19 protein-coding genes are annotated in these 25,393 nt (G+C 40.8%); 17 read left to right on the forward strand and 2 right to left on the reverse strand.

The genetic code is table 11. The features are described 5' to 3' along the window. Nucleotides 1-107: 107 nt before the first annotated feature. The 17 genes from KUA48_RS12505 to KUA48_RS12585 all read left to right on the forward strand — a co-directional run bounded on the left by KUA48_RS12505 (nucleotide 108) and on the right by KUA48_RS12585 (nucleotide 23,098). Entirely contained in the window at nucleotides 108-1,253 is a 1,146-nt protein-coding gene (locus KUA48_RS12505) for a hypothetical protein (RefSeq protein WP_218432309.1), read from the forward strand. Nucleotide 1,254: 1 nt separating this feature from the next. Then, entirely contained in the window at nucleotides 1,255-2,133 is an 879-nt protein-coding gene (locus tag KUA48_RS12510; protein ID WP_217755957.1) for a decaprenyl-phosphate phosphoribosyltransferase, read from the forward strand. A 172-nt stretch (nucleotides 2,134-2,305) separates the two neighbouring features. Further along, the gene (locus KUA48_RS12515; RefSeq protein ID WP_217755956.1) at nucleotides 2,306-2,986 is read left to right on the forward strand and encodes a hypothetical protein; all 681 of its coding nucleotides are present in this window, start codon (nucleotides 2,306-2,308) and stop codon (nucleotides 2,984-2,986) included. Beyond that, a complete protein-coding gene (locus KUA48_RS12520) occupies nucleotides 2,967-3,386 on the forward strand; it encodes a hypothetical protein (RefSeq protein ID WP_217755954.1) in 420 nt (139 codons plus the stop codon). Before KUA48_RS12515 ends, KUA48_RS12520 begins: the two co-directional genes overlap by 20 nt. Then, complete coding sequence (locus tag KUA48_RS12525) at nucleotides 3,383-4,672, forward strand: hypothetical protein (protein ID WP_217755952.1); 1,290 nt, start codon at nucleotides 3,383-3,385, stop codon at nucleotides 4,670-4,672. The genes KUA48_RS12520 and KUA48_RS12525 overlap by 4 nt, the downstream gene beginning before the upstream one ends. A gap of 58 nt (nucleotides 4,673-4,730) precedes the next feature. Then, nucleotides 4,731-5,486 carry a WecB/TagA/CpsF family glycosyltransferase gene (locus KUA48_RS12530; protein WP_217755951.1) on the forward strand — a complete coding sequence of 252 codons (756 nt, stop codon included), beginning with the start codon at nucleotides 4,731-4,733 and terminating at the stop codon, nucleotides 5,484-5,486. Between the two features lie 123 nt (nucleotides 5,487-5,609). Beyond that, on the forward strand, nucleotides 5,610-6,758 hold the full coding sequence (locus KUA48_RS12535) for a nucleotidyltransferase family protein (protein ID WP_217755949.1): 1,149 nt from the start codon (nucleotides 5,610-5,612) through the stop codon (nucleotides 6,756-6,758). A gap of 27 nt (nucleotides 6,759-6,785) precedes the next feature. Further along, complete coding sequence (locus tag KUA48_RS12540) at nucleotides 6,786-8,954, forward strand: ATP-dependent endonuclease (protein ID WP_218432307.1); 2,169 nt, start codon at nucleotides 6,786-6,788, stop codon at nucleotides 8,952-8,954. Beyond that, nucleotides 8,936-10,879, forward strand: a complete 1,944-nt coding sequence (locus KUA48_RS12545) for a UvrD-helicase domain-containing protein (RefSeq protein WP_153088329.1) — start codon at nucleotides 8,936-8,938, stop codon at nucleotides 10,877-10,879. The genes KUA48_RS12540 and KUA48_RS12545 overlap by 19 nt, the downstream gene beginning before the upstream one ends. 29 nt (nucleotides 10,880-10,908) lie before the next feature. Beyond that, nucleotides 10,909-12,186 carry a hypothetical protein gene (locus KUA48_RS12550; RefSeq protein ID WP_217755947.1) on the forward strand — a complete coding sequence of 426 codons (1,278 nt, stop codon included), beginning with the start codon at nucleotides 10,909-10,911 and terminating at the stop codon, nucleotides 12,184-12,186. After that, nucleotides 12,183-13,754, forward strand: a complete 1,572-nt coding sequence (locus KUA48_RS12555) for a DEAD/DEAH box helicase (protein WP_153088333.1) — start codon at nucleotides 12,183-12,185, stop codon at nucleotides 13,752-13,754. Before KUA48_RS12550 ends, KUA48_RS12555 begins: the two co-directional genes overlap by 4 nt. 3 nt (nucleotides 13,755-13,757) lie before the next feature. Next, on the forward strand, nucleotides 13,758-15,947 hold the full coding sequence (locus KUA48_RS12560; RefSeq protein WP_194252837.1) for a DEAD/DEAH box helicase: 2,190 nt from the start codon (nucleotides 13,758-13,760) through the stop codon (nucleotides 15,945-15,947). Continuing rightward, nucleotides 15,947-17,509 (forward strand): DEAD/DEAH box helicase family protein, encoded by a 1,563-nt coding sequence (locus KUA48_RS12565; protein ID WP_153088335.1) that lies wholly within the window; start codon nucleotides 15,947-15,949, stop codon nucleotides 17,507-17,509. The genes KUA48_RS12560 and KUA48_RS12565 overlap by 1 nt, the downstream gene beginning before the upstream one ends. Before the next feature lie 19 nt (nucleotides 17,510-17,528). Then, complete coding sequence (locus KUA48_RS12570) at nucleotides 17,529-19,865, forward strand: ATP-binding protein (protein ID WP_153088337.1); 2,337 nt, start codon at nucleotides 17,529-17,531, stop codon at nucleotides 19,863-19,865. Beyond that, nucleotides 19,862-21,166 carry a sigma-54 dependent transcriptional regulator gene (locus KUA48_RS12575; protein ID WP_153088339.1) on the forward strand — a complete coding sequence of 435 codons (1,305 nt, stop codon included), beginning with the start codon at nucleotides 19,862-19,864 and terminating at the stop codon, nucleotides 21,164-21,166. Before KUA48_RS12570 ends, KUA48_RS12575 begins: the two co-directional genes overlap by 4 nt. Before the next feature lie 234 nt (nucleotides 21,167-21,400). Next, on the forward strand, nucleotides 21,401-22,018 hold the full coding sequence (locus KUA48_RS12580; protein WP_153088341.1) for an RteC domain-containing protein: 618 nt from the start codon (nucleotides 21,401-21,403) through the stop codon (nucleotides 22,016-22,018). 120 nt (nucleotides 22,019-22,138) lie between these two features. Beyond that, nucleotides 22,139-23,098, forward strand: a complete 960-nt coding sequence (locus KUA48_RS12585; protein WP_153088343.1) for an Abi family protein — start codon at nucleotides 22,139-22,141, stop codon at nucleotides 23,096-23,098. Nucleotides 23,099-23,312: 214 nt separating this feature from the next. Here KUA48_RS12585 and KUA48_RS12590 read toward each other — a convergent pair whose 3' ends face one another. After that, entirely contained in the window at nucleotides 23,313-23,960 is a 648-nt protein-coding gene (locus KUA48_RS12590) for an RloB family protein (protein WP_134842680.1), read from the reverse strand. A gap of 3 nt (nucleotides 23,961-23,963) precedes the next feature. Beyond that, nucleotides 23,964-25,304, reverse strand: coding sequence for an ATP/GTP-binding protein (locus KUA48_RS12595; RefSeq protein WP_153088345.1), 1,341 nt, complete (start codon nucleotides 25,302-25,304; stop codon nucleotides 23,964-23,966). Between the last annotated feature and the right edge of the window lie 89 nt (nucleotides 25,305-25,393).

Below are 25,393 nucleotides of genomic sequence, written 5' to 3' on the forward strand. Positions count from 1 at the left end.
TTTTCTATATGATAAAAGAAAGATAGTCATGAGGCTATCTTTCGTGTTATGGCTTGTAGTACAAGTTTTTTTAGTTGTAAAATATTGGAACCTTCCACAATATAGTGATGCAAAATTATATATGGATTCTGCAATGGAATGTTACATGGGGGGGGCAATGGTATCCAAATGTACACCAATTAAATAGTCAACAATATTTGTTTAATCCAGGATTCATTAATTTCTTGATATTGGAATTAAAGGTATTTGGAACATTTATGTATCATGGTATTATTGGAATAGTCTTGAATCTGATTTTATTGGCGTCTGTTCGAAAAATAATTGAAAAACTTGTAAATGATGAAGCATCGGACTATGCTACAATTTTATATTGTCTCATGTATAGTAATATGATATCTTCTATACCAGTGATGAGTGATTTGTTTTTTACTTGTTTGTTGTTTGGAAGTTTAGCACTATTGCGTCCTAAGTATATTTGGCTGGTTCTGTCTTCCATGATAATGTGTTATGCCAATTATACACGCCCATTGCTTGTTATTTTTGTAGCTTCCATACTCTTTTATATGTACTTTAAAAATTTTGGTTGGAAGCGAATTGTGGTATATTGCTTATCTTATTTCGTCTTTTCAACAGTTTTGTCTTTGATAATCTCTAGTAATACTGCTGCAAAGGATGCTTCGGGTTCAACGTTAGGTGTTAATTTGATTATGGGAGCAAACGATCATATGAATGGTACTGTGAATGATGAAGTCTTTAAAAAAGGGGATATTGGATATATTGAAAAAAATACCAATGTTTATCAAAAAGATTCTATTTGGCAATCACATGCAATAAAGTGGATAGCTCAGCATCCTGTTAAATATGTATCCTATGTACCAATTAAGATGGTTCGACTTTGGTGGGGAGATAATTATATGGATTTACCTTTAAATAATTTAGCAACCTCAAATACATCATTATATTCAAAATTGGAGCTATGTAAACGAGCTTTTAGAATAGTAGGCTTTTCTCTTTTCTATTATATAACATTCTTCTTAATGTTAATTGGTTTATGGAAACTTCGAAAAAAAATATGGGGATATTGGGGAGTATTTGTTCTGCCTATTATTTTAGCTTGTGGAATGCATTGTGTTTTATATGGAGGAATGAGATACCATTATTCTTATGTGCCAATTATGATTCTATATGCAACTATAGGGCTAATGTCATTTAAAGACAAAAAACTTTTATTTTTGACTAAAAAGAAATTTTGAAATGAAAAATATTATATTGTTATTACGTCCGCAACAATGGGTAAAGAATATGTTTATTTTCTTGCCATTGTTTTTTCATGGGGATTTGACAAATGTGCAGATGTTGACAAATGCAGTTATAGCATTCTTCTGTTATAGCTTTGCTGCTAGTAGTATATATTGTTTTAATGATATATATGATGTAGCTGCTGATAGAAAGCATCCTAAAAAATGTAAGCGTCCTATTGCTTCTGGTGCTGTTAGTATTCCGCAAGCTTATGGATTAATGGCGTTGATGCTATTTCTTTCTTTAAACCTTGCGTTTTGGACTCTTGGAAATTGCAGTATGCAGGTGATTGGTGTTATTTGCTTCTATTATCTGATGAATATAGCCTATTGTGTAAAGCTTAAGCAAATAGCTTTAGTAGACGTTTTTATCATTGCAATTGGTTTTGTCCTTCGTGTTATTTTAGGTGGTGTTGTCAATGATATCATTCTTTCTCATTGGATAGTCTTGATGACTTTCTTGTTAGCATTGTTCCTTGCTTTTGCCAAGAGAAGAGATGATGTTGTATTGTATCAAGAAACGGGAGTGTTGCCAAGAAAGAATGTCAACCGCTATAACTTAGATTTTATGAATCAGGCTTTGACTATTGTTTCGGCTGTTACATTGGTTGCTTATGTAATGTATACAGTTTCGGATGATGTTATGAAGCAGTTTAATTCTCATTATATTTACCTTACCACAGTATTTGTCTTGGCTGGTATATTGAGATACTTGCAGATTACAATCGTAGATGTTAAAAGTGGAAGTCCGACCAAGGTGCTGATGAAAGATAGATTTGTACAGTTGTGTATTGTTGGTTGGGTAGCCGCATTCCTGATAGTAATCTATTTATAGGCTATGGAACGAGATGTTTGTGATGTCAACGATAGCAAGCTATGTGGTCTATCCATTGGAAAAGTGGGTGATGAGGAAGATAAGAATGTGAAGACTGTATGTGCCGATGGTATTGCATGAAATGTAGGAGAGTAAGTCGTTTTATTTTTTTGTATTTGAAATAATCGTTTATATGGATGATTTAATTGCAAATCCTTGGATTGTTGGAATAGGTGGAGGTGTTATAAGTTCACTTATTGTGTTCTTTATAACCAAGTTCTTTTTGAGTAAAAAGGAGAATAAGGAATATGAACAAAAAGTTAGATTGGCAACTAATGAGGTGGTTTATGCTGTTCGCCCATTAGTAATAGATAAGGCGATTCCTGCTAATGATGTTTTAGCAGCATTGCGAAGTGCTATAGCAGTAAAATATGGTGTAAAGGTTTCTGATGTCATAGGAATAAAGCAGTTGGTAAGTATTCTTGTTCTTGAAATCTTGAGCAATTCGTTTTTGAACTCAAGCCAAAAGAATGAATATTGTAATCTTTTGATGACCATGAAAGATGAGCCAACACACATATCATCTAATGATGCCCATAAAAGGAAAGATGGAAGAAGTCTTTATATAAGTATGTTGCTGTCTCTTTTTTCCTTTAGTGCAGTACTGGGAAGTGTTGTTGCCTCAGAAGAGAAGAATGTAGAAGATATTGAAATGTATAAACAAGGTTTATTCTTAATAATTCCTGCGTTTCTGTTTTGCTTGGGATTTGCAACTTTTACTTTATATAAATTGAAAGAACGTCTTAAAAAACGAAAGGAAGAACAGGACAAATTAAAGTTAAAATTGGATGAATATGAAACTAGGACCAAATAAAGTGGAGCATTATTATCAGCCTGCTCCTTATCATAGCTATAAAGCTAAAATACGAAAAGACAAGACTCGTTGGATAGCGAATGCCAATTTTGAATATGAAATTTTTAATTTGGCTGATGAGCATGATGGAAGGGTATTGAGCGAAGAGCCACTTATTAGGGATGTAAGATGGGTTAATGACGACGTTAAAGGTCTTTATGCGATTAAAGAAAATGGTTGCATATTAGGAATGACAGGAGAACGGTTAGCATTCTTTCCTCAGCCCCAAAATGAAGGTGAATCTTGGCATGGCTATCCTACAGATAGTTCGAATTTGGGCGACAAACTGATTAATCATTGGTTTAGTATAGGTGTTATAGATATATCTGTATGTCGTAAATTATTAAAACATAAACTATGAATCCGATTATTCATTTTTCTATAAAGGTAGGTGCATTGGATTGCTATCTGTATGGTGGTTATCTGTTTATCGTACTGAATGATGGTAGAGTGGTCAATGTGTCTTATCACCATATTGTTAATTGTCTGAAAGTACAATATCCAGAATATGCTAATTTGATAGAGCTTGTTTTTCTTCATAATGAATACTCAAAAAGTGAGGCAGCGAGAATCATATTTGGAGTAAACGAGATAAAAGAAACTTTTAGACAAGTGTGGCAAAAAGCTTCGGAAGAAATTGATTTTGAACTTGAATTCTCTGATATAGAAGAATATTGTAATACGATAGATATGTGTCAGTCTATACCTTTAGACTTACGTGCTTATGGTGGTAGGCTGTTTCTTGGATGCCAAAATGGACTGTATGAGTCGAAACTGAATATGGATGGAAGCTATCAAATTAATCCTTCCCATTTATCCAAATGTTTTGATGGTAAAGTTATTGGGCTAAATGCTAGGAATAGTACAGTTGTCGTTTCGGCAGACTGGGATGGATTGTTCAAAGGGGAAGTATTAGATTTTGAAACTGATTTTAGAATCGATGAGGGAAAATCGTTTGCAAAGCGTTCTTTGCGTACAGGATGGATGACGTCTGATGTGGTAAATTATAATAATGCCAGCAATTTTGAATATATATATAATGAATGTATAGATAGAACGAAAAATGATAATAAAAGTTTCTATACTACAACAAAGATAAGGGAGAAAAAAGTAATTAGCCAATTCGCAAAGGCTGTGTATGGTATGGAAGATTTATTTTCAAGAACAAAAATTGATAAATCAGACATAATGTATAGTTTTAATAGCTCGGATAAAAGTTTCTTCGTGATGAATGATGGTAGTATAGTAAATGCTAAAATTAAAGAAGGAAAGATTGATGAGCCTTTCTATATCTCGCAAAGGGTTAAGCCGTTTGTCGAACATAAAAAGTTTACAGGTAAGCCTCTTTCTAGTTGTTTTGTTTCTAAAGGCTGTGTCTTGGAATATTTTGATGGGGTTGTGTTGATTCAAAATCATGAGATGATTAATTTGTGCGATAGACCTGTCAATAGTGTACGCTCTTATTTAAATTCGAATAACTATCGTGATATAGTCTCTATAGTTGATGATGATTCGATATCTTTAAACGCAATCTTCAATATTGATGATATAAAAAGTCAGCCTGCATTTCCAAAAACAACTGTTAGGCATGACAACTCTTCGAAGGGAGTTGTATATGGTGGTCAAAATGAAGAATTGCCTTTCTGATTTGTGTCGTGATTGATAATCAAACAAAGATTTTGTATAATGATATTTTGAAAAAACAATGGAAACAGTAAAAGTACTAAATATTAATATTCAGAACATCACTCGTCAGGAACTCTTGGAGAACCTGAAGGAGGGTGTTCTTGTGACTCCTAATCTTGACCATCTGATTAAGCTTCAGAAGGACAAGGAGTTTTATGATGTGTATCAGAAGTCGGAATGGGTGGTGTGTGATAGCAAGATTCTCTACCTGTTCGGTAAGTTGCTCAAGAAACCAATCAAGGAGGCTATCCCTGGTTCGAGTTTTTTCACCTCTTATTATATGTATCACAAGGATGATGCGGATTGCAAGATATTCTTGTTGGGTGCCAAAGAGGGAATTGCTGCCAAGGCTATGGAGCGTATCAATGAGAAGGTAGGTCGCAAGATGGTGGTTGGCGCTCATTCTCCTTCCTTTGGCTTCGAGAAGCATGAGGAGGAATGTGAAGAGTTGGTGCGCATCGTGAATGAGAGTGGAGCGAATGTGCTGTTAGTGGGCGTTGGTGCGCCTAAGCAGGAAAAGTGGATTATGAAGTATCGAGACAAGATGCCTGAGGTAAAGGTGTTTATGGCTCTCGGTGCTACCATCGATTTTGAGGCTGGTACTCTGAAACGTGCGCCTAAGATTTGGCAGAAGATTGGTATGGAGTGGTTGTATCGCTGTATGAAGGAGCCAAAGCGCCTCTTCAAGCGTTACTTTGTGGATGATATGCAGTTCTTCTATTACTTTGCCAAGCAACTTTTGGGGATATACAAGAATCCTTTCCGTATGAAGTAACTCTTTGGCTGGTTACTTCCTGCGGTAGAGGCTATATAGCAACGCTATCGGAAGGAGGATGATAGCGGCTATGTAGGATAATATGAGGCGTATCACTTGTTTCATGCTTGCAAAAGTATAACAATGAAAGCACAGCAAAGAATATTTTTTGATTTTTTACGATTCTGCATAGGAGCGACGACTGAGGGGATTCCTGAGTCTGTGAAGGATGCTGATTGGGGTGTATTGTATGGTATTGCCAAAAAACAGGCATTGATAGGGGTACTGTTTCATGGAATTCAACAGTTGCCAAAAGAATTGGCTCCTGATGGAGACTTGCTGATGACATGGATGGGAATGGCGCAGAGGATTAAGCAGCAGAATATGTGTTTGTTTATTGATTCGGCAAAGGTTTGCAAAAACTTCAAGGATGCAGGATTCCGAAATTGTATCCTGAAAGGGCAAGGTAATGCGCTACTCTATCCCAATCCTTATATGCGCACACCAGGAGATATAGATATTTACCTCAATGGTGGCAGAAAACGTATAATGGAGTATGTTGACAAGGTTTGTCCGAATCAAGTGATGCGCTATCATCATGTGGATTTTCCAGTGATGAAGACTCCGATAGAGGTGCATTTCACACCTTCGTATATGTTTTGCCCTTGTCATAATCGCAGGATGCAGAAGTGGTTTGGCAAGGTGATGGACTTGCAATGCTCGAATGTGGTAACATTGCCTGATGGATATGGGGAGATTACCGTACCTACCCTTTCTTTCAATGTTGTTTATATTCTTTCGCATCTGTATAGGCATGTATTTACGGAGGGAATCGGGTTGAGACAACTTCTCGATTATTATTTTGTTGTTGTGAAGTGGCACACGGATCTCACTGATCTCACTGATTTAGATTCAAAGGATTTGGCTGCGTTGCAGCGGGATTTGAAATGGTTGGGATTTTGGAAGTTTGCAGGTGCTGTGATGTATGTGCTGCATGAGGTGTTTGGATTGGAAGAGGAGAAAATGATTGCTCCGATTAATGAGAAGGAAGGTGCATTCCTTCTTGATGAGATTATGCGAGGTGGTAACTTCGGACAGTATGATGACAGGCTTGGGGATAAGACTGGCGAAGGCAAGGTGCACCGATACTTCCGTATGTCGCTAAGGAATATGCGTTTTGTGAAGCATTATTCAAGTGAGGCATTGTGTGAGCCGCTGTTTAGAACATGGTTCTTCTTTTGGAAGGTGTGGAGTAAAAGTTTGAACCAGCTTTTATCCTATTTGTGCATATAAACAATAAAACTAAAATCAAACAAGTCTATGAAAATAAAAGAAATAATAGTAGAAAATTTCCGACTCTTGAAAGAATTCAGATTGGAGTTGGAAGATGATCTGTCTCTTCTCATTGGTAAGAACAATGTTGGAAAGACTTCTCTCTTGGTTGTTCTTGACAAGTTTTTAAATTATGGAGAGACCAAGAAATTTCAATACAATGATTTCAATTTGGATTTTAGAACGGAATTGAAAGAATTGATAGAAAATGAAAAACTCGAACAGAAAGATTATGAAGAATTAGGTATTCGTCTTCGTTTGTTGATAGAGTATAATGATAAGGATGACTTGGAATATATCAGTCCCATCCTTATGGACTTGGATGTTGCAAATAACTTCTTGGGGCTTGGATTTGATTATACATTATCATACGACATGTATTTGAATCTTAGAGAAGCTTATCAAACTTTTGAGAACCACGAAAAAGAAAAGGAAGCAAAATCTCGTGAGAAGGAAGGGCAATATGTTGCTAAGACACTTGACGATTTCTTGGATTCAAAGCAGTCTTTATATTTCTTTCTGATAAGAAAATCTATTCATATTAATAAGGATACAGAATCTTTTGAGGAAGAGAATTATATTAATTTGAAAGATGTAACAAACTTCAATCTTAAAGATGTTGTGAATTTCCAATACATCAACGCAAAAAGGAATGTTGACAATAAAGAGGTTGATAAGACCTTATCCACACAAACATCTGAATTGTATAAAGTTCAAGAAACTGATGACAAGCAACAAGAAGCTATAGAACAATTTCAAGATAGATTAAAAGATACGGACGTTGTTCTTTCTTCTGTTTATGACAAGATGTTTGCGGATATTATTAATAAGGTGAAAACGTTTGGTGGTATGTCAAAAAATGAAACTATCATAAAGGTGGTTTCTTCTTTGCAACATAGAGAATTATTGAAAGGTAACACAACTGTCGTTTATCAACAGGCAGATAAGAAACTGCCAGAAAACTATAATGGCCTTGGTTATATGAATTTGATTTCGATGATATTTGACATCGATCTCATTATTAAGAAGATGCAAAGGAACAAAGAACGTAAGCCTGCAGATATTAATTTGCTGTTTATAGAGGAACCTGAGGCACATACTCATCCACAGATGCAATATGTTTTCATCAAAAATATCAAGGAATTGCTGAAACAAGGAATTTTGCATAAAGATGGGATTTCTCGCAAGTTGCAATATATTGTTAGCTCTCACTCTGCTCATATCGTGGCTGATTGTGATTTTAACGATATAAAATACATGGTGCATTCTCAGAAGAATGGAATCTTTGAGAAAAACAGTGTAATTGCCAAAAATATGAAGGATTTGCAAAAGGAATATGAGGGTGACGCAGAATACAAACAATACTTCGCATTTCTAAAGCAATATCTTACGTTGAATAGAAGTGAATTGTTCTTTGCTGACAAAGCTATTTTTATAGAGGGTGACACAGAGAGGATACTACTTCCAGCTATGATGAAGATGATAGATGAGGAACATGAACCTGAAGAAAATGAAAATTATCTCTTGTCGCAGAATGTATCAATTATTGAGGTTGGAGCGTATTCACATATTTTCGAAAAGTTCATGAGATTTATTGGACTCAGAAAATGTTTAATAATAACAGATTTAGACTGTTGTAAACCTGTGGAGAAAACTGACAAAAATGGTAGAAAGACAACAAAATATGAAAAAGCCCCATATGATGTAACTGATGATAACATGGTAACATCTAATGCCTCTATCAAGTCTTTCTTGAAAATCAGCAGTATTAAAGACATTCTTTCAGATGTACCTGTGAAACTTTCTTGGGATGATGCAGCCATCTGTTGGAAACGAAACAACAATGGAAACCTTATGATAGCTTTTCAATATGGTAAGAAAGGAGCATACCAACCTCGTAGTTTTGAGGATGCTTTCTTTTCTGAAAATAAGGAATTCATAACATCAAACTCATTTTCGTCATTAGACCCGGAATGTGTTGAAAAATTCCAAGAAGACAACAATCCTTATGAATTAGCACAAAATGGTGTAAACGGTAAGTCTTCTTTGGCGATAGAAATTCTGCTCCATGGTAATACTGAGACAAATCCAGAAAATGGTCACTGGAATATACCTAATTACATTAAAGAAGGATTGTTATGGCTGAGGAAAGATTAAAGGATGAATTGGCTCAAATAACTGAGTACATCCAACAAGGACACAATTTTTTGTTGAGTGGCGGCGCTGGCAGTGGTAAAACTTACACACTTGTGGAGGTTGTAAGATGGATTATAGAAAACTATCCATCTTCCTTGGTTGCATGTATAACATATACCAATGCAGCTGTAAAAGAGATTGCACAAAGAGTGAATCATGAAAATTTAAGGGTATCAACTATCCACGATTTCCTATGGGACAATATCAAAAATTATCAGAAAGAATTGTGCAATGTGGTCATTAAACTTCTGAACACTCCCGATTCTGGATTACAAATATCAGGTATGGAAGAAATTCCAACAGACTATTATAGTAACCGAGAAGAGCCTGTTGGTATAAGTTATCAAGAACATACAAATCTGAAGGAAGGTGTTCTATCGCACGATGAGGTGATAATCGTTGCGCATGAAATGTTCAAGGAATATCCAAAGTTGTCTGATATATTGAAGAGCCGTTATCCTTTTATCATGATAGATGAGTATCAAGATACTTTCCCTATGGTGGTAGAGATTATGCTGTCATATTTGAAGCAGTCTGGCAAAAAATGTATCATTGGTTTCTTCGGTGATGCCATGCAATGTATTTACGATAAAGGTATTGGTGACTTGAATGCTTATAAATATGATGGAAATAAGGGTGAAGTTTTTGAAGTTCAGAAACTTCAAAACAGGCGCAATCCCCAAATGGTTATTGATTTGGCAAATAAAATCAGAACGGATGGATTGATGCAAGTACCATCTGGCGATGTAAAAGCTCCAAATATGAGAGATGGACAGATAAAGGATGGGCAATGCTTGTTTTTGTATACACAAAAGGATGGTGATGTCCTTTCTTTAGTTAGAAGTTATCTTTCAGAGGAAAAGCAATGGAATTTCCATGATGCAAAAGCGACAAAAGAATTAAATCTTACACATAATCTGATTGCAGGAAAGGCGGGCTTTTCTACATTGATGGAAATATATAGTGGAGATCCTTTGCTGAAATACATAAAAGGAGGCAAATTACAAACCTGTGTACAATCAAATATTTCTGATGAAGAAATGTCTGAGATGACATTCGGAGAAATTCTAAAAGCATTATGTGAGAAAGGTGTTGATGAAAAAAGTTACAAGCCTACTCAGGGACAGAAAGATTTCATTGATGCCCATATGTCATTGTTTGAGAAAGCTAAAAACTACAATTATTTGGTTTTAAGACGCACCTATGTGGAAAATTCTCAACTTGTTGATGACAAGAAGCAAAGTGAAGACGAAGAAAGCAAAACAGGTTCTAAACGTTCGCCATTAGTAAAGCATTTGTGTAAGATAGAACAGGCTATACGGTTATTTCAGAATGGAAATGTATCTGAATTTTTGAAAGTGACAGGATATACAAGGGAAAGAAGTATTAGAAGCATTGAAGATAAGAAAAAATTGAAGGCTTCTATTGAATCTCTTCAAAACATAGAGCATAAAACAATTCAAGAAGTAATAGAATTGGCGGATGAGCAAAATATCTGTCTGATAGATGACAAAGTACGGAATTACAAAGAACGTTCCCCATATATATATGACCGTATGATGGAAGTGCCATACCAAGAGTTTGTTAACCTTTACAATTATCTTGAAGGTCAAACTCCATTTTCAACTCAGCATAGAACTAAGGGAGCAGAGTTTGATAATGTGTTAGTGATATTGGACAATGGCAGATGGAACAATTATAATTTCGACAAGTTGTTTACTTCAACCTCTCGTACAGAAAGTGTTGTTGTTAGAACAGAAAAAATCTTCTATGTATGTTGTACTAGGGCTATGGAACGTTTGGCTGTGTTTTATCACAAGCCTACTAAAAGTGTAATTGATAAGGCTCAAGAATGGTTTGGAAAAGAAAATGTTGTTGAGCTATGATGAATGGGTAACAAGAAAAATACATTGTAATGGAAAATCACAACCAACATAAACGTTATCGATGGTATCTCCAGTTTGACGAGATTACTTGGCTAGCTTCATCCGCAGATGAGTGTCCTCCGTTCGTTAATGAGGAGAACAAAGAGGCATGGAGAAGATACTTGAACAAAGTCATCAAGAATCATCTTAAAGAGGAGGCGATGAAGACTCCTGAGTTTAAAGATGTAGAACTTAGAATCAGAGAGGAGAAGTTCTTACGCATCCAATGGGACGAGAAGCAGAAGCGGATGCGTGAGGTGGAGCATTATCGCAGACAGATGGAGCGACCGAAGATAGATTTTGTACCTCGTGGTTTAGCAGTGAATTATGAGGAGGCGTATGGAAAGTATTTCATGCAGGAAGTGACATTCAAGCCAAAGGACAATGAGGACTTTATGCATCAGTTGCGCCTGTTGGAGCGTTGGCACAAGAAATCCATACCACAGATATTAGCTAAGAATCGTCCTGATGCGGCTTTTGCCATTGCAAAGGGATTGTGTGAACATCTTCCATTGCTGATTAACCGTGATGACATAGCGGAACTGATTGGTGAATATAAGTCGAGAATCGGTAAGTTGGTGTTGGCAAGTTACACAGCATTGGTGGAGACGGTGAAGGCTTGGAACAATGAGACAATACGCCAAGAGGTTTGTAGGTTTATCTTGTTGCATTCAAAGGAATACAGAAACTTCCGTGGCTTGGAAAAGAAATTGCTCGCCTTGGTTCCTGCGGCTCCTTTCAATGGTGAAACAGTGGCTGTAGAGCGAGAAATGAATGAGGAGGAAGAGCGTGAGGCAAGACGCATAGCTCTTCAAAAAGAGCGAGAGGAAAAGGAACGAATGGAAGCAGAGAAAGAGGCACGGTCTGTCATTCCATTGAATGAGGATTATGAGAGTCGTATCTTCAACAGTAGAAATATTGGTTGGGATTGTGATTTGATATGGCAGTTGATGCTTGAAGAGAATAGAAAGATTGAGCGGTTGATTGCCAAGGGTCAGTATATGGATGCTGCATTGATGTTTATGCAAATGACGAAATCCATGTGTAGGCATTTTGTCATGGATGAGCATTATAACTATTTTGATGACATGTATAGTCCTGAGTATGCTGTCAATGATATGCTGAGAGTTTTTCATGGGCTTGCTGCAGATGGCAGATTGCCAGAAGACGTGAAGGAGTATCTTCACAAAGCATGGAAGGAAATAGAAGATACGGAATGCTATAAGGATTATGGTATGCCGAGAAAGGATTTTGAATCTATCGTATGAAAGAAATCAGGCTTTTTGATTATCAACAAGAGATGTTGGAGAACATCACTGAGGTGTTTTCCGCTGCAGTCTTTGACTCTGTTCTCTATAATGAGAAGAGAAAAAGGGTGAATGTGGGGAGTTCGGTGATGGTGCAGATGCCTACGGGGACTGGTAAGACCTACGTGATGGCGGCTGTGGTGAGATGGTTCTTGGAGACTTATTCCAAGGGAGAGGTATGGCTGATTGCGCATCGTAAGGAACTGGTGGAGCAGATGGAACGGACGCTCGACCGCTTTGCTTTGGATTATGGTGAGAAGGATGATGAACTGACGGCAAAGGTGAGGATAAGGGTGTTGTCCATCCAATGGCTCACAAGAAACATTGGGGACTTGGAAAAGAATGGTTTTAGGCCGGGTCTGATTATCGTGGATGAAGCCCACCACTCCCTTGCCACTTCTTATCAGGATGTGTTTATCCGAAACCACAAAGCCTTGAAGATTGGCATGACGGCAACGCCTTGTCGCATGAAGCAAGCATCTTTTGGCACGTTGTTCAGCCGTTTGATTACTTCGCCTTCAACAAGGGATTTTATTATGCGTGGGTATTTGGCTTCTTATAACTATGTGGTTATCGGGATGAAATCTACTGACCAGCAGATTATCAATCAATTGAAAGGACGTGGCAGTGACGGTGATTATTCCATTAAGGAAATGGATGAGAAACTGAATATTCCGCCTGCTATTCGGCGACTCTATAATAGTGTGATGAAGTATGCTGCTGGCAAGAAAGGTATCGTATATGCCATCGACATCGACCATGCCAAGGCGATAGCAGAGTGTTACAACGCGCTTGGCATCAAGGCGGTGGCGTTGGACAGTAAGACGGCTGCCAAGACGAGAAAGAAAGCGGTGGAGGCTTTTAGGGAAGGAGAATTGGATTGCTTGGTGAACGTGAACCTCTTTGACGAGGGGTTTGACTGTCCTGACGTGGAGTATATCCAGATGGCTCGACCAACACTGTCGCTTGCCAAATATCTCCAGATGGTGGAGCGTGGACTGCGCATCAATAAGAAAGCCCCGAAGAAGGTGTGCATGATTATTGATAATGTGGGTAACTATCGGAAATTTGGATTGCCTGACAGGTATCGTGATTGGGATGCCATGTTTGAGGGTGATATGCCTGGCAAGGGTGCGGTGCCGTCATACGTGAAGAAAGTCAATTGTATCATTGCCGTGGATGATGAGATGATGATGGTGAAAGAGGCTGAGACTGGCAGGAAGAAGATGACGGCTGAGGAGTTGAGGACGTTCAAGGAGAACATCGTGCCGTTTGAGGTTAAGGGTGAATGGAGAATGGGACTGAAATCGGGCGATGAAATCGTGTTGCCGCCTATCTATTCTTACATTTCCGATTTCAAAGGTATCTATGCGGTCTTTCATCCTGCCAATAATCATATGGTGTCGGGAATTATCGACAAATATGGGTATGTGATTGTTCCTGCAGAATACAGGGGATTCCATTTCATCAATAGGTATTCTGTATTGGGTATCAAGGATAATGGAAGTACGGAAAGGATTATGCTGTAAATCATGATGGAGCTGTTTGATTATCAAAAAGAAATGGTGGAACGGATTGGGAAGGCTTTTGGAAAGCTCCAATCCGTCATGGTTCAAATGCCGACGGGAACGGGGAAAACGTATCTGCTTGCAGCAGTAGTGAAGAGTGAAGAACGAAGAGTGAAGAATCCATGTGTGTGGGTTGTTGCCCATCGAAGAGAACTCGTTGTGCAAATAGAAGAAACACTTGCAAGGTTTGATTTGCCAACATCGACAGATGATGATACTGCTTTTATTAAAGTGATGTCGATACAGTGGTTGACGTTGCATTATCGGGAGATGAGGGAGGAACCTTCGCTGATTGTGATTGATGAGGCGCATCATGCGGTGGCGAAGACGTATGCGGAGGTGATGAGGGCATTTCCGAAGGCGAAGAAGTTGGGACTGACGGCTACGCCTTATCGACTGAAAGGTGAGGGATTTGCTGACTTGTTTGATACGTTGCTCACGTCTTGGAGCATGGATCGTTTTATTGCCAAGGGGCGGTTGAGCCTGTATGACTACTACTCTATCAAGCCGGATGGACTGGACCAGAGGTTGATTGACTCGCTTAAGAAGCGCGGGGCTGATGGGGATTATCTGCAGAAGGAACTGAATGAGGTGATGGATGTGAGGCCTTCGCTTGAAAGGCTTTGTATGACGGTGAAGAGGTATGTGGCGAGGAAGAAAGGCATTGTGTATGCCTTTAGTATTGAGCATGCGGAGCATATTGCGGAGTTCTACCGCCAAAATGATATAAACGCTGTAGCGATTAGTAGCAAGACACCCTCGAACGAAAGAAAGAGTTTGGTAGAGCAATTCAAAAAAGGTAAAATCCGAGTTTTGGTGAGCGTGGATTTGTTTTCGGAGGGATTTGACTGTCCTGATGTGCAGTTTATTCAGTTGGCGAGACCTACGTTGTCGCTGGCGAAGTACTTGCAGATGGTGGGACGTGGGTTGCGTGTGGCTAAGAGGAAGAGCTATTGCGTGATACTGGATAATGTGGGACTGTATCGGCGGTTCGGGATGCCTTCAGCTGACAGGGACTGGCAGCAGATGTTTGAAGGGAGGTCGCAGCTTGCGGATTCGTTGCAGGAGATTTGCATGAGGATTAACAATAGCTTCTGTCATTGGGGCAGCGTGGTGAGCGAGAATGAGGAGATGATGAAAATTCTTGGGCATGACAGGCAGAAGAAGATGATTGAGGACAACGAGAATGATGAGATTGTAGAGGATAAGGACGGATGGATTGACAGGCGGAGCGGACTGAGGTTTGCAAAGCGTCCACAGACGGTGAGACTGTTGGGTGTGGAGTTCTGTACGGAGGACGGTATGAGGTTCTATCCTCGCATCCGCTCCAAGTTTATTGACGACAAGGCTTACATCAACTTGAAATCATTGGAGTTGCAAGTGGGCAGAGGCATTAATTGGAAAAGGAAATATATCTCGATGGATGAACCTGACAAGGTGTATCAGTTGAAGGACAAGGCTGGTAGTGTGAGGTTATATGTGGATGATGAGGAAAATTGCTATGCCCAAGGAAATCCCGACATGGAATTGACTCCCATCGAGACACAGGTGGAGATGAATGATTATTGCCAGAAATACAGCAGGAAGGAGAAAAAGGCTGCGGAGAAGCATCAGAAGATTTATAAGCATGGACTTTTCTATCCTATTCATAATAGCAAGGTTTGGGAGCGTGATGAGGTGCAGAAAGGAGTTGACGAGATATGGTATGTACCCAAGGACGTGTTTGGCGAGAGCTATTGGGTGGATGGCATTTCAGGGTTGAAGCATTATGCCAAGCCTGTGGCGGAGCAGCGAGGATTTGTGAGATTGCTGAGAGAGAGCGACTGGTATTATGTTCGGAATATCCCGGATTTGCGAGATACCGTATTGAGAAATTGGCAGATTGTGGCTGATGACAACATTTGTGTCATTAACAGTGAGTTTCTATTTTTGAAGCAGGAACCACGGTTATGGTTCAAGATTTTGAAGAAGACGGATGACTTTTCTTATTTTGTGGTGAGAGAGTATAAGAATTTCTCTGGCTATGCTATTGATTCAGACATATACATCACGCAAGACAGTAGAAATGGGTTGAGATTGGAAAGTAATGGAGTGCCATACGTTCCCTATTTTCAAACGGTGTCGAGAGCTGAATTGCGAAAATATAATTTGTGATGAAGAAAATCAAACTTTATGACTATCAGCAGAAGATGCTGGAGGACATCATCAACGTGCTGACCACTGCTGTTTCCGGTACATTCTACAATGAGAATGGTAAGAAGGAGAAGGTGGGCAGTTCGGTGATGGTGCAGATGCCGACAGGTACGGGAAAGACCTACGTGATGGCGGCTGTGGTGAAATGGTTCCTTGATAACCATGACACGGACGAAGTGTGGATTGTAGCGCACCGCCGTGAACTGGTGGAGCAAATGCAGCAGACGCTGGACAGATTCTGTCTGGACTATGGGGAGAAGGAAATGGAGCTGAAAGCGAAAGTAAGGATAAGGGTGCTGTCCATTCAATGGTTGAACAGACATATCGGCGAACTGGAAGGGGCTGGGTGTACGCCAGGACTCATCGTAGTGGATGAGGCGCATCACGCCATAGCAACCTCCTATCAAGACCTGTTTGGCAGGAACAGAAAGGCTCTGAAACTCGGTATGACGGCAACTCCATGCCGCATGAACAAGAAATCCTTCAGCAAACTGTTCGAGATATTGCTGAAATCGCCCTGTACCAACGACTTTATCTTGCGTGGTTATCTGTCACCTTACGACTACGTGGTTATCGGCAAGTACTCCAACGATCAGTTGACCGTGAACCAGCTGAAGGGACGAGGAAGCGATGGCGATTATGCCATCAAGGAGATGGACGAGAAACTGAATATTCCGCAGACTATTCAAAGGCTTTATGACAGCGTAAAGAAATATGCTGACGGCAAGAAAGGTATCGTATATGCCATAGATATTGTGCATGCCCAGGCGATAGCCGCCTGCTACAATGCCCTTGGAATGAAAAGTGTGGCACTGGACAGTAAGACTCCTGCCAAGAAACGCAAGGAGATGGTGGAGGCTTTCAGACGCAGCGAGATAGACTGTCTGGTGAACGTGAACCTCTTCGACGAGGGTTTTGACTGTCCTGACGTGGAGTTTATCCAGATGGCCCGTCCTACGCTGTCGCTAGCCAAGTATCTGCAGATGGTGGGGCGCGGGTTGCGCATCAACAAGGAGAACAAGGATAAGGTGTGCATGATTATCGACAACGTAGGTAACTACCGCAAGTTCGGCTTGCCCGACAAGCCTCGTAACTGGGAGAGTATGTTTGCTGGGTTGAGGGCTGGCAAGGGTATCATTCCAACCTATGTGAAGAAGATGCAGAACATCATTGCCGTGAATGATGAGATGATAACGGTGAAGAAGGCGAATACGGCAAGGAAAAAGATGACAGCCAGACAACTGAAGGAATATCTGAAGAATGTAGAGCCTTTCCAGCAGGATGGCAGATGGGGACTGAGGGTGATGAACGACATCATTGTGAACCCCATTTATTCGTATATCTCTGACTTCCGAGGTGATTATGCAGAATGCAGAATAGGCATACAGAAATGTTTGTATGGACTATTGGACAGGAGGGGTAATATCATCCTGCCTCCGGAATATAAATACATATACAGGTGGAACGAACATGCGGTTGAAGTACAAGGTAATGATGGTTACAGCAGGACCATAGAATTGTAACGGCTAAGAAAATATAAAGATGGAACGCAAGAAACAGACTGGACATATCTGCCGATGGATGGCATGCGGTATCATGGCAGCCATTCTCATCATAGGATGTACCATTATGATCGGCCTATCAGAATGGCACGACAGGAAAGAGATAGAATGCAGGAACACAGAACTGCATGAGTGGCGCAAGGATATGCATGATTTGAACATGCATATCGCCGAGATATCGTTGCTTGGCGAGACGGTAGCAGACTGGGATGCCACTGACGTAGAAGACTATCATCAACTTCGGATGGAAGTGGACCATATGTTGGAGAATATGGGGAAGATGAGCCGTCAGATAGAAGCAGAGAATCTCCGTCAGCTGTTTGTTGAGAAGGAAAGACTGTTATTGCAAATCAGGAATGCCGTACAGAAGCGCAATGATATTCATGAGGAGCTGACGACGGAAGTGCCCAAGATCGTTGCGAAAAGCAAGAAGGAGCAGCAAGTACAGTCCTCCATTCCCCGTCCTGCGGTTCAAAAGAAAAAACAGGGATTTTGGGCACGACTGTTCGGAAAAGAAGAGAAGGCTGCCGTTGATACCATGAAGCGTCCACAGCCCACCGCTACGACCCAAATGCTGTCTGTGCTCAATCAGAAGATTGTCGTCAGGCATCAGCAACAGAGCCGTAAGGTCAATGGGCATCTGGACAGTCTGGGCATCCGAAATGAAGCCATCAACCATCATCTGCAGAAAATGATTGCCGTTGTTGACGAGCATGTCAACAAGGGAATCGTGGAAAGAGAGCAGCAGATAGCCACACTGGAAGGTAACTATACCTATTATTATATAGGTATGCTCTCCCTATTGATTCTGGTATTATTCTGTATGTTCCTGCAGGTTATCAGAAACAAGAAAAGAACCGATCAGCTCATCGGAAAACTGAATACCAAAAACCAGCAGAACATAGAACTTCTCACCCAGCGCCGCCAGACCATACAGGCTATCACCCATGAGCTGCGAATCCCGTTGGCAACCCTCAAACACCATCTGGGTGTCATGAAGAAAGAATCTGCTGATGAAATAGATATCTCTTTGGAAGCCGTAGCAGGTATGGAGCAGATGCTCAATGATTTGTTGGACTATTTCCGACTGGACAACGGGAAGGAGACCATAATAGCCAAACCCTTTACCGTTAAAGGGCTTGGAACAAGGCTGGCATCGGAATTTGCAGGACTGGCGGACAAGAAGGGACTGGTGCTGATCGTGGAGAGTTCGTCGGATGACATCGTGCTGGGCGACAAGGAAAAGATACAAAGAATCGTAAGAAACCTGTTGTCCAATGCCCTAAAGTTTACGGATGCCGGTTCTGTGACCCTTCGTCTGAGTTATGAGGGCGGCATGCTGTTTATCTCCGTGCATGATACCGGAACCGGAATGGACGAAGAGGAACAGCAGCAAATCTTTGATGCCTTCAGGCAGCTGAGCAATGCGGCAACGAAAGACGGATTCGGCTTGGGACTGTCTATCGTGAAAAACCTGGTGGATATGATGGATGGAAAGATTGAACTGTCGAGCAAGAAGAATGTCGGCAGTACCATCACAGTGGAAATCCCATTGCCACTGGTGCATGAGAAAGACATTGAAAGAGAGAATGAGATGATCGGGGACAACCGAGCGGAAGTGGTCGTCATAGACGATAATGAACTGATACTCCATCGAATGCAGGGCATCTTTGCGGAAAACGGAATCAGATGCGATACCAGTATGAGTATGGATGAATTGCTGGCTAAGATGCGTGAGAAGGACTATGACATTCTGTTTACCGACCTGAAGATGCAGGGCGCAAACGGATATGATGTGCTCAAGATCCTGCGAATGTCAAACATCGGAAATTCCCGGACGATACCCGTTGTTGCCGTGACGGGATCGGCAGGTATCACAGAGGACTATCTGACCGGGAAGGGCTTTTCGGGATGTCTATCCAAACCCTTCTCCCCGAACGAATTGATGTCGGTTGCCAACCGATTCATTCAGAAGGAGGTGAACGGGAAAGGGAACATAGACCTGATACCCCTATATGAATTTGGTGAGAAGCAAAGAACGCTGTGGCTTTTTGAGGAAGAGACGGAGGAGAACATCCGCCGTATTGACAAGGCCTGGGAGAAAGGCGACCGCCATGAGCTGAAAGAAATATTGCATAGCATGAGAGGAACCTGGGAACTGATAGGATGCGGTGAAAAGCTGAACCGCGTTTTTTCTTCCGTGAAGAATACTACCACTACTGACAAGGAAATAGCCCAGGGAATCTGTGAAATCAAACGGCAGTGCGAAGATATCATCCAGGCTATTCATGAAGAACAGGAAGGAGGAATGAAATGACGAAGCGAATCATAGTGATAGAAGACAGTATGACCTTCTGTGAACGCATCTGTAATATGCTGAAGCGTCAGGGGTGGGAGACTTCCAAAGCCTACAACATGCGCAAGGGCATGGAACTGGTGCGGGAGGTGGATGAGTTTACCATCGTACTCTCTGACCTTCGGTTGCCCGATGGAGACGGCATCCAACTGTTGGAATGGATGCGGGAGAATGGTTATGAGAACCAGTTTGTCATCATGACGGACTATGAGAGTTATTCCTCTGCCGTGGCAGCCATCAAGAAGGGCGCAGCCAATTATTTTCCGAAGAGTGAGATGCAGGGAGAGCTGTTTGAATTTCTGAATGCCCTGTGGAAAGGGAATGAACATATCGCCAAGAGTCGTGAGAAAATCTTTGCCCGGACCAGTGAAGCCTTCACGAAGGTGATAGAACAGGTGAATATGTTTGCTCCCATCCAGATAACGGTGATGATCCTGGGAGAGAGCGGAACGGGGAAAGAGCATATCGCCCGGATGATACATGAGAAAAGCAAGAGAGCCAACAAGCCATTCGTCACCTTGGATTGCGGCACCCTGAATGAACAGCTTGCCGCCTCTACACTTCTGGGGCATGAGAAGGGTGCTTTTACCGGGGCAGACAATGCCCGTGTGGGCGTGTTCGAGGAGGCGAAGGGAGGAACCCTGTTTCTGGACGAGATAGGCAACCTATCTTTGGAGGTGCAGAAGATGTTGCTGCGAGTGGTGCAGGAACAGCGATTCAGACGAGTAGGTGGAACAAAGGACATCGAGGCTGATGTGCGGTTGGTGCTGGCTACGAATGAAGATTTGGGCAAGGCAGTGAACAATGATACCTTCAAGCATGACCTGCTGCAACGTCTCTGCGAGACCATTATCGAGTTGCCGCCATTGCGAGAGGCGGTAGAGGATGTCAGACCATTGGCAGAATTCTTTCTGAGGAGATACAAACTGCGGTTCGGAAAAGAGATAGATGGTTTCAGTACCGGAGCCATCAAGGCTTTGGAAACCTATACCTGGCCAGGTAATGTGAGAGAACTGAAACGGGTCATCAAAAATGCCGTGGTCATGGCGAAAGAGAAGCAGATCACGGAAGAGAACCTGAAGTTTGATTCTTTTTCGGGGACTACATCGGGGACGACGGCGCTGCGAGATGTGGATTCGGAACGGGAACGAATCATTGGAGCCTTGAAACTCGCTAAGGGAAATCATACCAAAGCCGCAGAGATACTGAAGATTGGACGGACGACATTGTACAATCTGAAGGAGAAGTATGGTATAGAATAGGCTTTTGTGAAGGCAAAAGTGTAGAATAGGGTGTTCAAAACGTGAACAGGTGTTCAGGTTTTGAACACTTTTTGTTTTTGTACTGCTCGGTTGTGGTTGTTGTTGCTGTGTTGATAATCAGGAAGTTATACTCTGTTTTGGCGCAGTCTGGCATCTGTTGGCATTGCTTTTGGACTTCTAGGGGTTGTGTGTACACCGACAAATAGAAGTTTAACAATCAAAACAGAAAGACTTATGAGCTATAATATATTGATAGAGACAGCCTTCTTCAAGGTTATCAACAATCTTGGTGGAAAGATGGAGATGGGGCAGATCCAGGAGGAGTATCACCAGTTTGTAACTCAGGTTATAGACCTGTGCCACCGTACGTCAGAGAGCAAGGAGGCTCTGCATGCCCTGGTGTTTGCAGAGACAGAGTTGCAATACCATCCTCTGTTACATCCAGATACAGGATGTACTCTTGGACTGTATATCAAGAAAGCCCTGTCGTTCATCCGTAAGATGATGCTGCAGGTAAAGGCAAGCGTGGGCAAGGGGGCTTCTGTTGCTGTTGCCCATGAGAAGACGGACAAGGCTTTGCCGATATGCTGGACGGGGAACGCAGTAGACCTCGTAGAGATGGTATATGGCATCTGCGTGATGGGAAGTGTGAATGACGGCGAAGTGAAATTCAAAGAGCTGGCTCAAGCCATGTACCAATTCTTTGGTGTCAAGGCCAAGGACTGCTACCGTTTTTATACCGATATCCGGAGACGTAAGAACTACAGTCGTACTTACTTTCTGGACAAGATGCAGGAGAAGTTGAATGATAAGATGCGACGGGATGATGAATTGGAGAGAATGAGGAGATGAAAATGCTCATTTTCTGTAGAATTACTGAAAAATGTTATCAGAATACAAGAAAATAAGGCATTTCTTCTTTCATACAGGAATTTTTCTATACTTTTGTAACTTAAATAAAACTGTGAGAGTATGGAAAGATATACAAAGCCACCATTGACCTATCAGCAGCAGGTTGAACTCCTCAAATCCAGAGGGCTTCAATTTGCTGACGAGGCACGTGCCAAAAGGCATCTTGCCAATATCAGCTATTATAGGATGAGTGCCTATATGCTGCCTTTTAAAGAAGCCAATCAAGAAGGAGAGATATTGGATTCTTTCAAGAAAGATATCACCTGGGATTGCGTCTATAACCTTTATGTTTTTGACAGAAAGCTCCGTTTGTTGGTATTTGATGCGATAGAAAGGCTTGAGGTAGCCATCAGAACTCAGATTATCTACCAATTAAGTCATAAATACGGTTCGCATTGGCAAGACAGACAGGATATATTCAATGAACCCAAGACCATCATGTTGCGTGATGGCAAGCAGATAACCATTGATGTATATTCGGAAATACAAAGTCATATCAGGGAACAGCTGCATAACAATCGTGCTGAGGTATTCATACAGCATTATACCAGCAAGTACTATGATCCGGTGAACCCACCTTCTTGGATGAGTGTGGAAATTATGTATTTCAACCATCTTTCAAGAATATGTATGGGGTTGAAGAACCGTGCTGACATAGCGGGTATCGCCTCGTATTTCGGATTGCCTCCGAAGACATTTTGCTCCTGGTTGCATGCCATCAACTACGTGAGGAACATCTGTGCCCATCATGCCCGTCTTTGGAATCGAGATATGAGTATCGTGCCGGAGCGGTTGGAATTTTCCAAAAAGCACAAATGGCTCAGAGAACCTCATAAGGCGAGATTGAAGAAATTCTATTATACTGCCTGTATCCTGAACTATCTGTTGCAGACGGTGAATCCTACTTCTCCATTCAAAACCAGGCTGATAGCATTGTTGGATGAGTATAAAGATGTCGTGTCGCTACCTGCCATGGGCTTCCCTGAGGATTGGAAAGACGAAGAAATGTGGAAAATTTGAAAAAACTTAGAAAAATCTTTGTTTTTTATTTGGTAGTTTCAAAAAAAGTTCTTAACTTTGCAGCGCAAAAAGAAAGACAGTTCATTCAACTAAAGATAATAAGCCCCTCAGGCGCGCCGAAAGGCAGCATACTAGAGGGGCGTTACTTATTTTAGGCAGTAACGAAATTCCATAGGGATACGTTACTGCCTAAATTTTATCATAGGTTCTGATTTTAAATATTCTTGTTTATAAAATCCTGCCAACTATTTTTGCCAATCCTTTCCATTAAAGCCTCACCCAGTTCATATACTTTGGTTTCTTTAAGTGCTGGGAAGTAATGTTGCTCTCCAGGTTGAGAGTCCTTGGCTTTAGCGTTAATGATAGCTTGAGCCATCAGTTTTACATATTCAGTTGCCGAAAATCCACCAGGGGTGAGTTTTGACAAAGCAACCTTTACGTTGTGAGACTTAGAACAATCTATATCTTTCAAATCAGTAAGCTTGTGGTATAGAAGCCATACCTCAAAACATGGATTACTGATGGCTATATGACATCCTGGGGTGTTTATGCAGAAACTACCCAATTCTTTTATCATGTCAATAGGCCATTTGTCCACGTCGATAACACACCAGAGAGAGTCACCATCTTCAGCATTCAGCCCCTCTTCTGTCATATACTTTTTCGCTGATGCCAATACATGTGAAGGGGCAGACTCAGTTTGCTTATGCTCCAAGATTCTAACCTTGATACGTTCGAAATTATCGAACGGTGCAAAATAACTTGGTTCTGTCTTTGTACCCTCACATGCGATAACAAAAAGACTATAGTCTCTTGCCTTGGCTTCCTCATGCTTATAGTAGCTGCGTTTTTTATATGGCATACGTCAGTCCTCCCATTTTAAATCCTCTAAATGAGCTAAGAAAGGAATAGCTCCAAAGCGTCCTTTCAAGTAGCCTTTTTGAATGTCCAAATCATTTCGTGGTTTGAAATCATTAAGCGTATAGAAACGAGAGCTTTGGTTCTTTCTGTCTTTCTCAACAAACCAAATCTCATCATTCCTGAAGATAGAGCAATCAAGAAGGCATGATTCGTGGGATGAGAAGATAATTTGTCCAAGGATAGGCATTCCCATCACTTTTTCTACAAACATCTTCAATAGGTTGGCATGGATACTCCTGTCAATCTCATCGACAATGATAGTCTTGTCAGACTGCATCAGGTCATAAAGAACTGGCGCAAAATCAAACAATCGTTGTGTACCATCCGATTCCTCTTTTAACTCGAAACTCACAGCCTTGTTGTTTACAACATGACTGGTTGTTATTCTTCGGATCATATATTTATCATCTTCTTCCTTTGTAACGCCAATAGTAAAATACTGCGTTTCAATCACACCAGACTCTTCTTTTTTGAGATTAGTCTTGATGTCCTCGAAAATTTTATCCAAAGGCATACCAGTCTGCGAGACAAATTTATCCAAATCATCTTCATGCAACTCTATGTCTTGAATGCCTACATCAAAACTTCTTAAGAGCTTTTCAGAAAAATGCTTGAATTTCAGATTTTCGTATTGAGTATCAAAAATAGACGCAGACTTGGTCTCAGGGAAGAAGATTTTCAGATTGTCTTTGAACCATTCCCTGACTCTGTTGATTCTTGGCTCTTTGATAATATCCTCATGTTTGATAAGTAATTCATCATTTTTCAAAATGTTATCTTCCAGCAAACTAACCAATAGAGCCTTTTTTTCATCACCATCGACATATTTCCTGCCCATTTTGACAACAGGTTTGTTTGTCTCTTTAGAGTAGGTACGTTCAAAGACCATTTCATCTTTTTCTACACCTGTTTCATAAAGCCATTCCTCCAAGCAGAGCTTTGACACATAAGTAACTCCATAGTTATATATTTTATTCTTATAGCTGAACTCTACTGATTGTGAGACAGGAGTAACCTCATCAGAAAATTTATTTCTGATATATCTGATGTCAGAAGGAACTCTACCTTTTAAAACAATGTCACGCAGCAAATTTGCTGCTTTAATCATATTTGATTTGCCAGCACCATTTGCACCGTAAATGACTGAACCTTTCAGAACATTCACGTTGGTATTAATCTTATGAAGATGGTCTGTATGACTCTTCAAAGATTTTGCAGGCAACATATTGAACTCCGTTTCTTCTAAAAAAGAAAAGATGTTACTAAAGTCGAATCTGATAAGCATAATCTAATCTGTTTTTAATTCTATTGCAAAGTAACGAAAAAATCTCGAAAAATATGCGGTTTACTACAAATATTTATAGTAATTTATAT

It is taken from the genome of Segatella copri (genome assembly GCF_019249795.2).
Lineage (GTDB): Bacteria > Bacteroidota > Bacteroidia > Bacteroidales > Bacteroidaceae > Prevotella > Prevotella copri_B.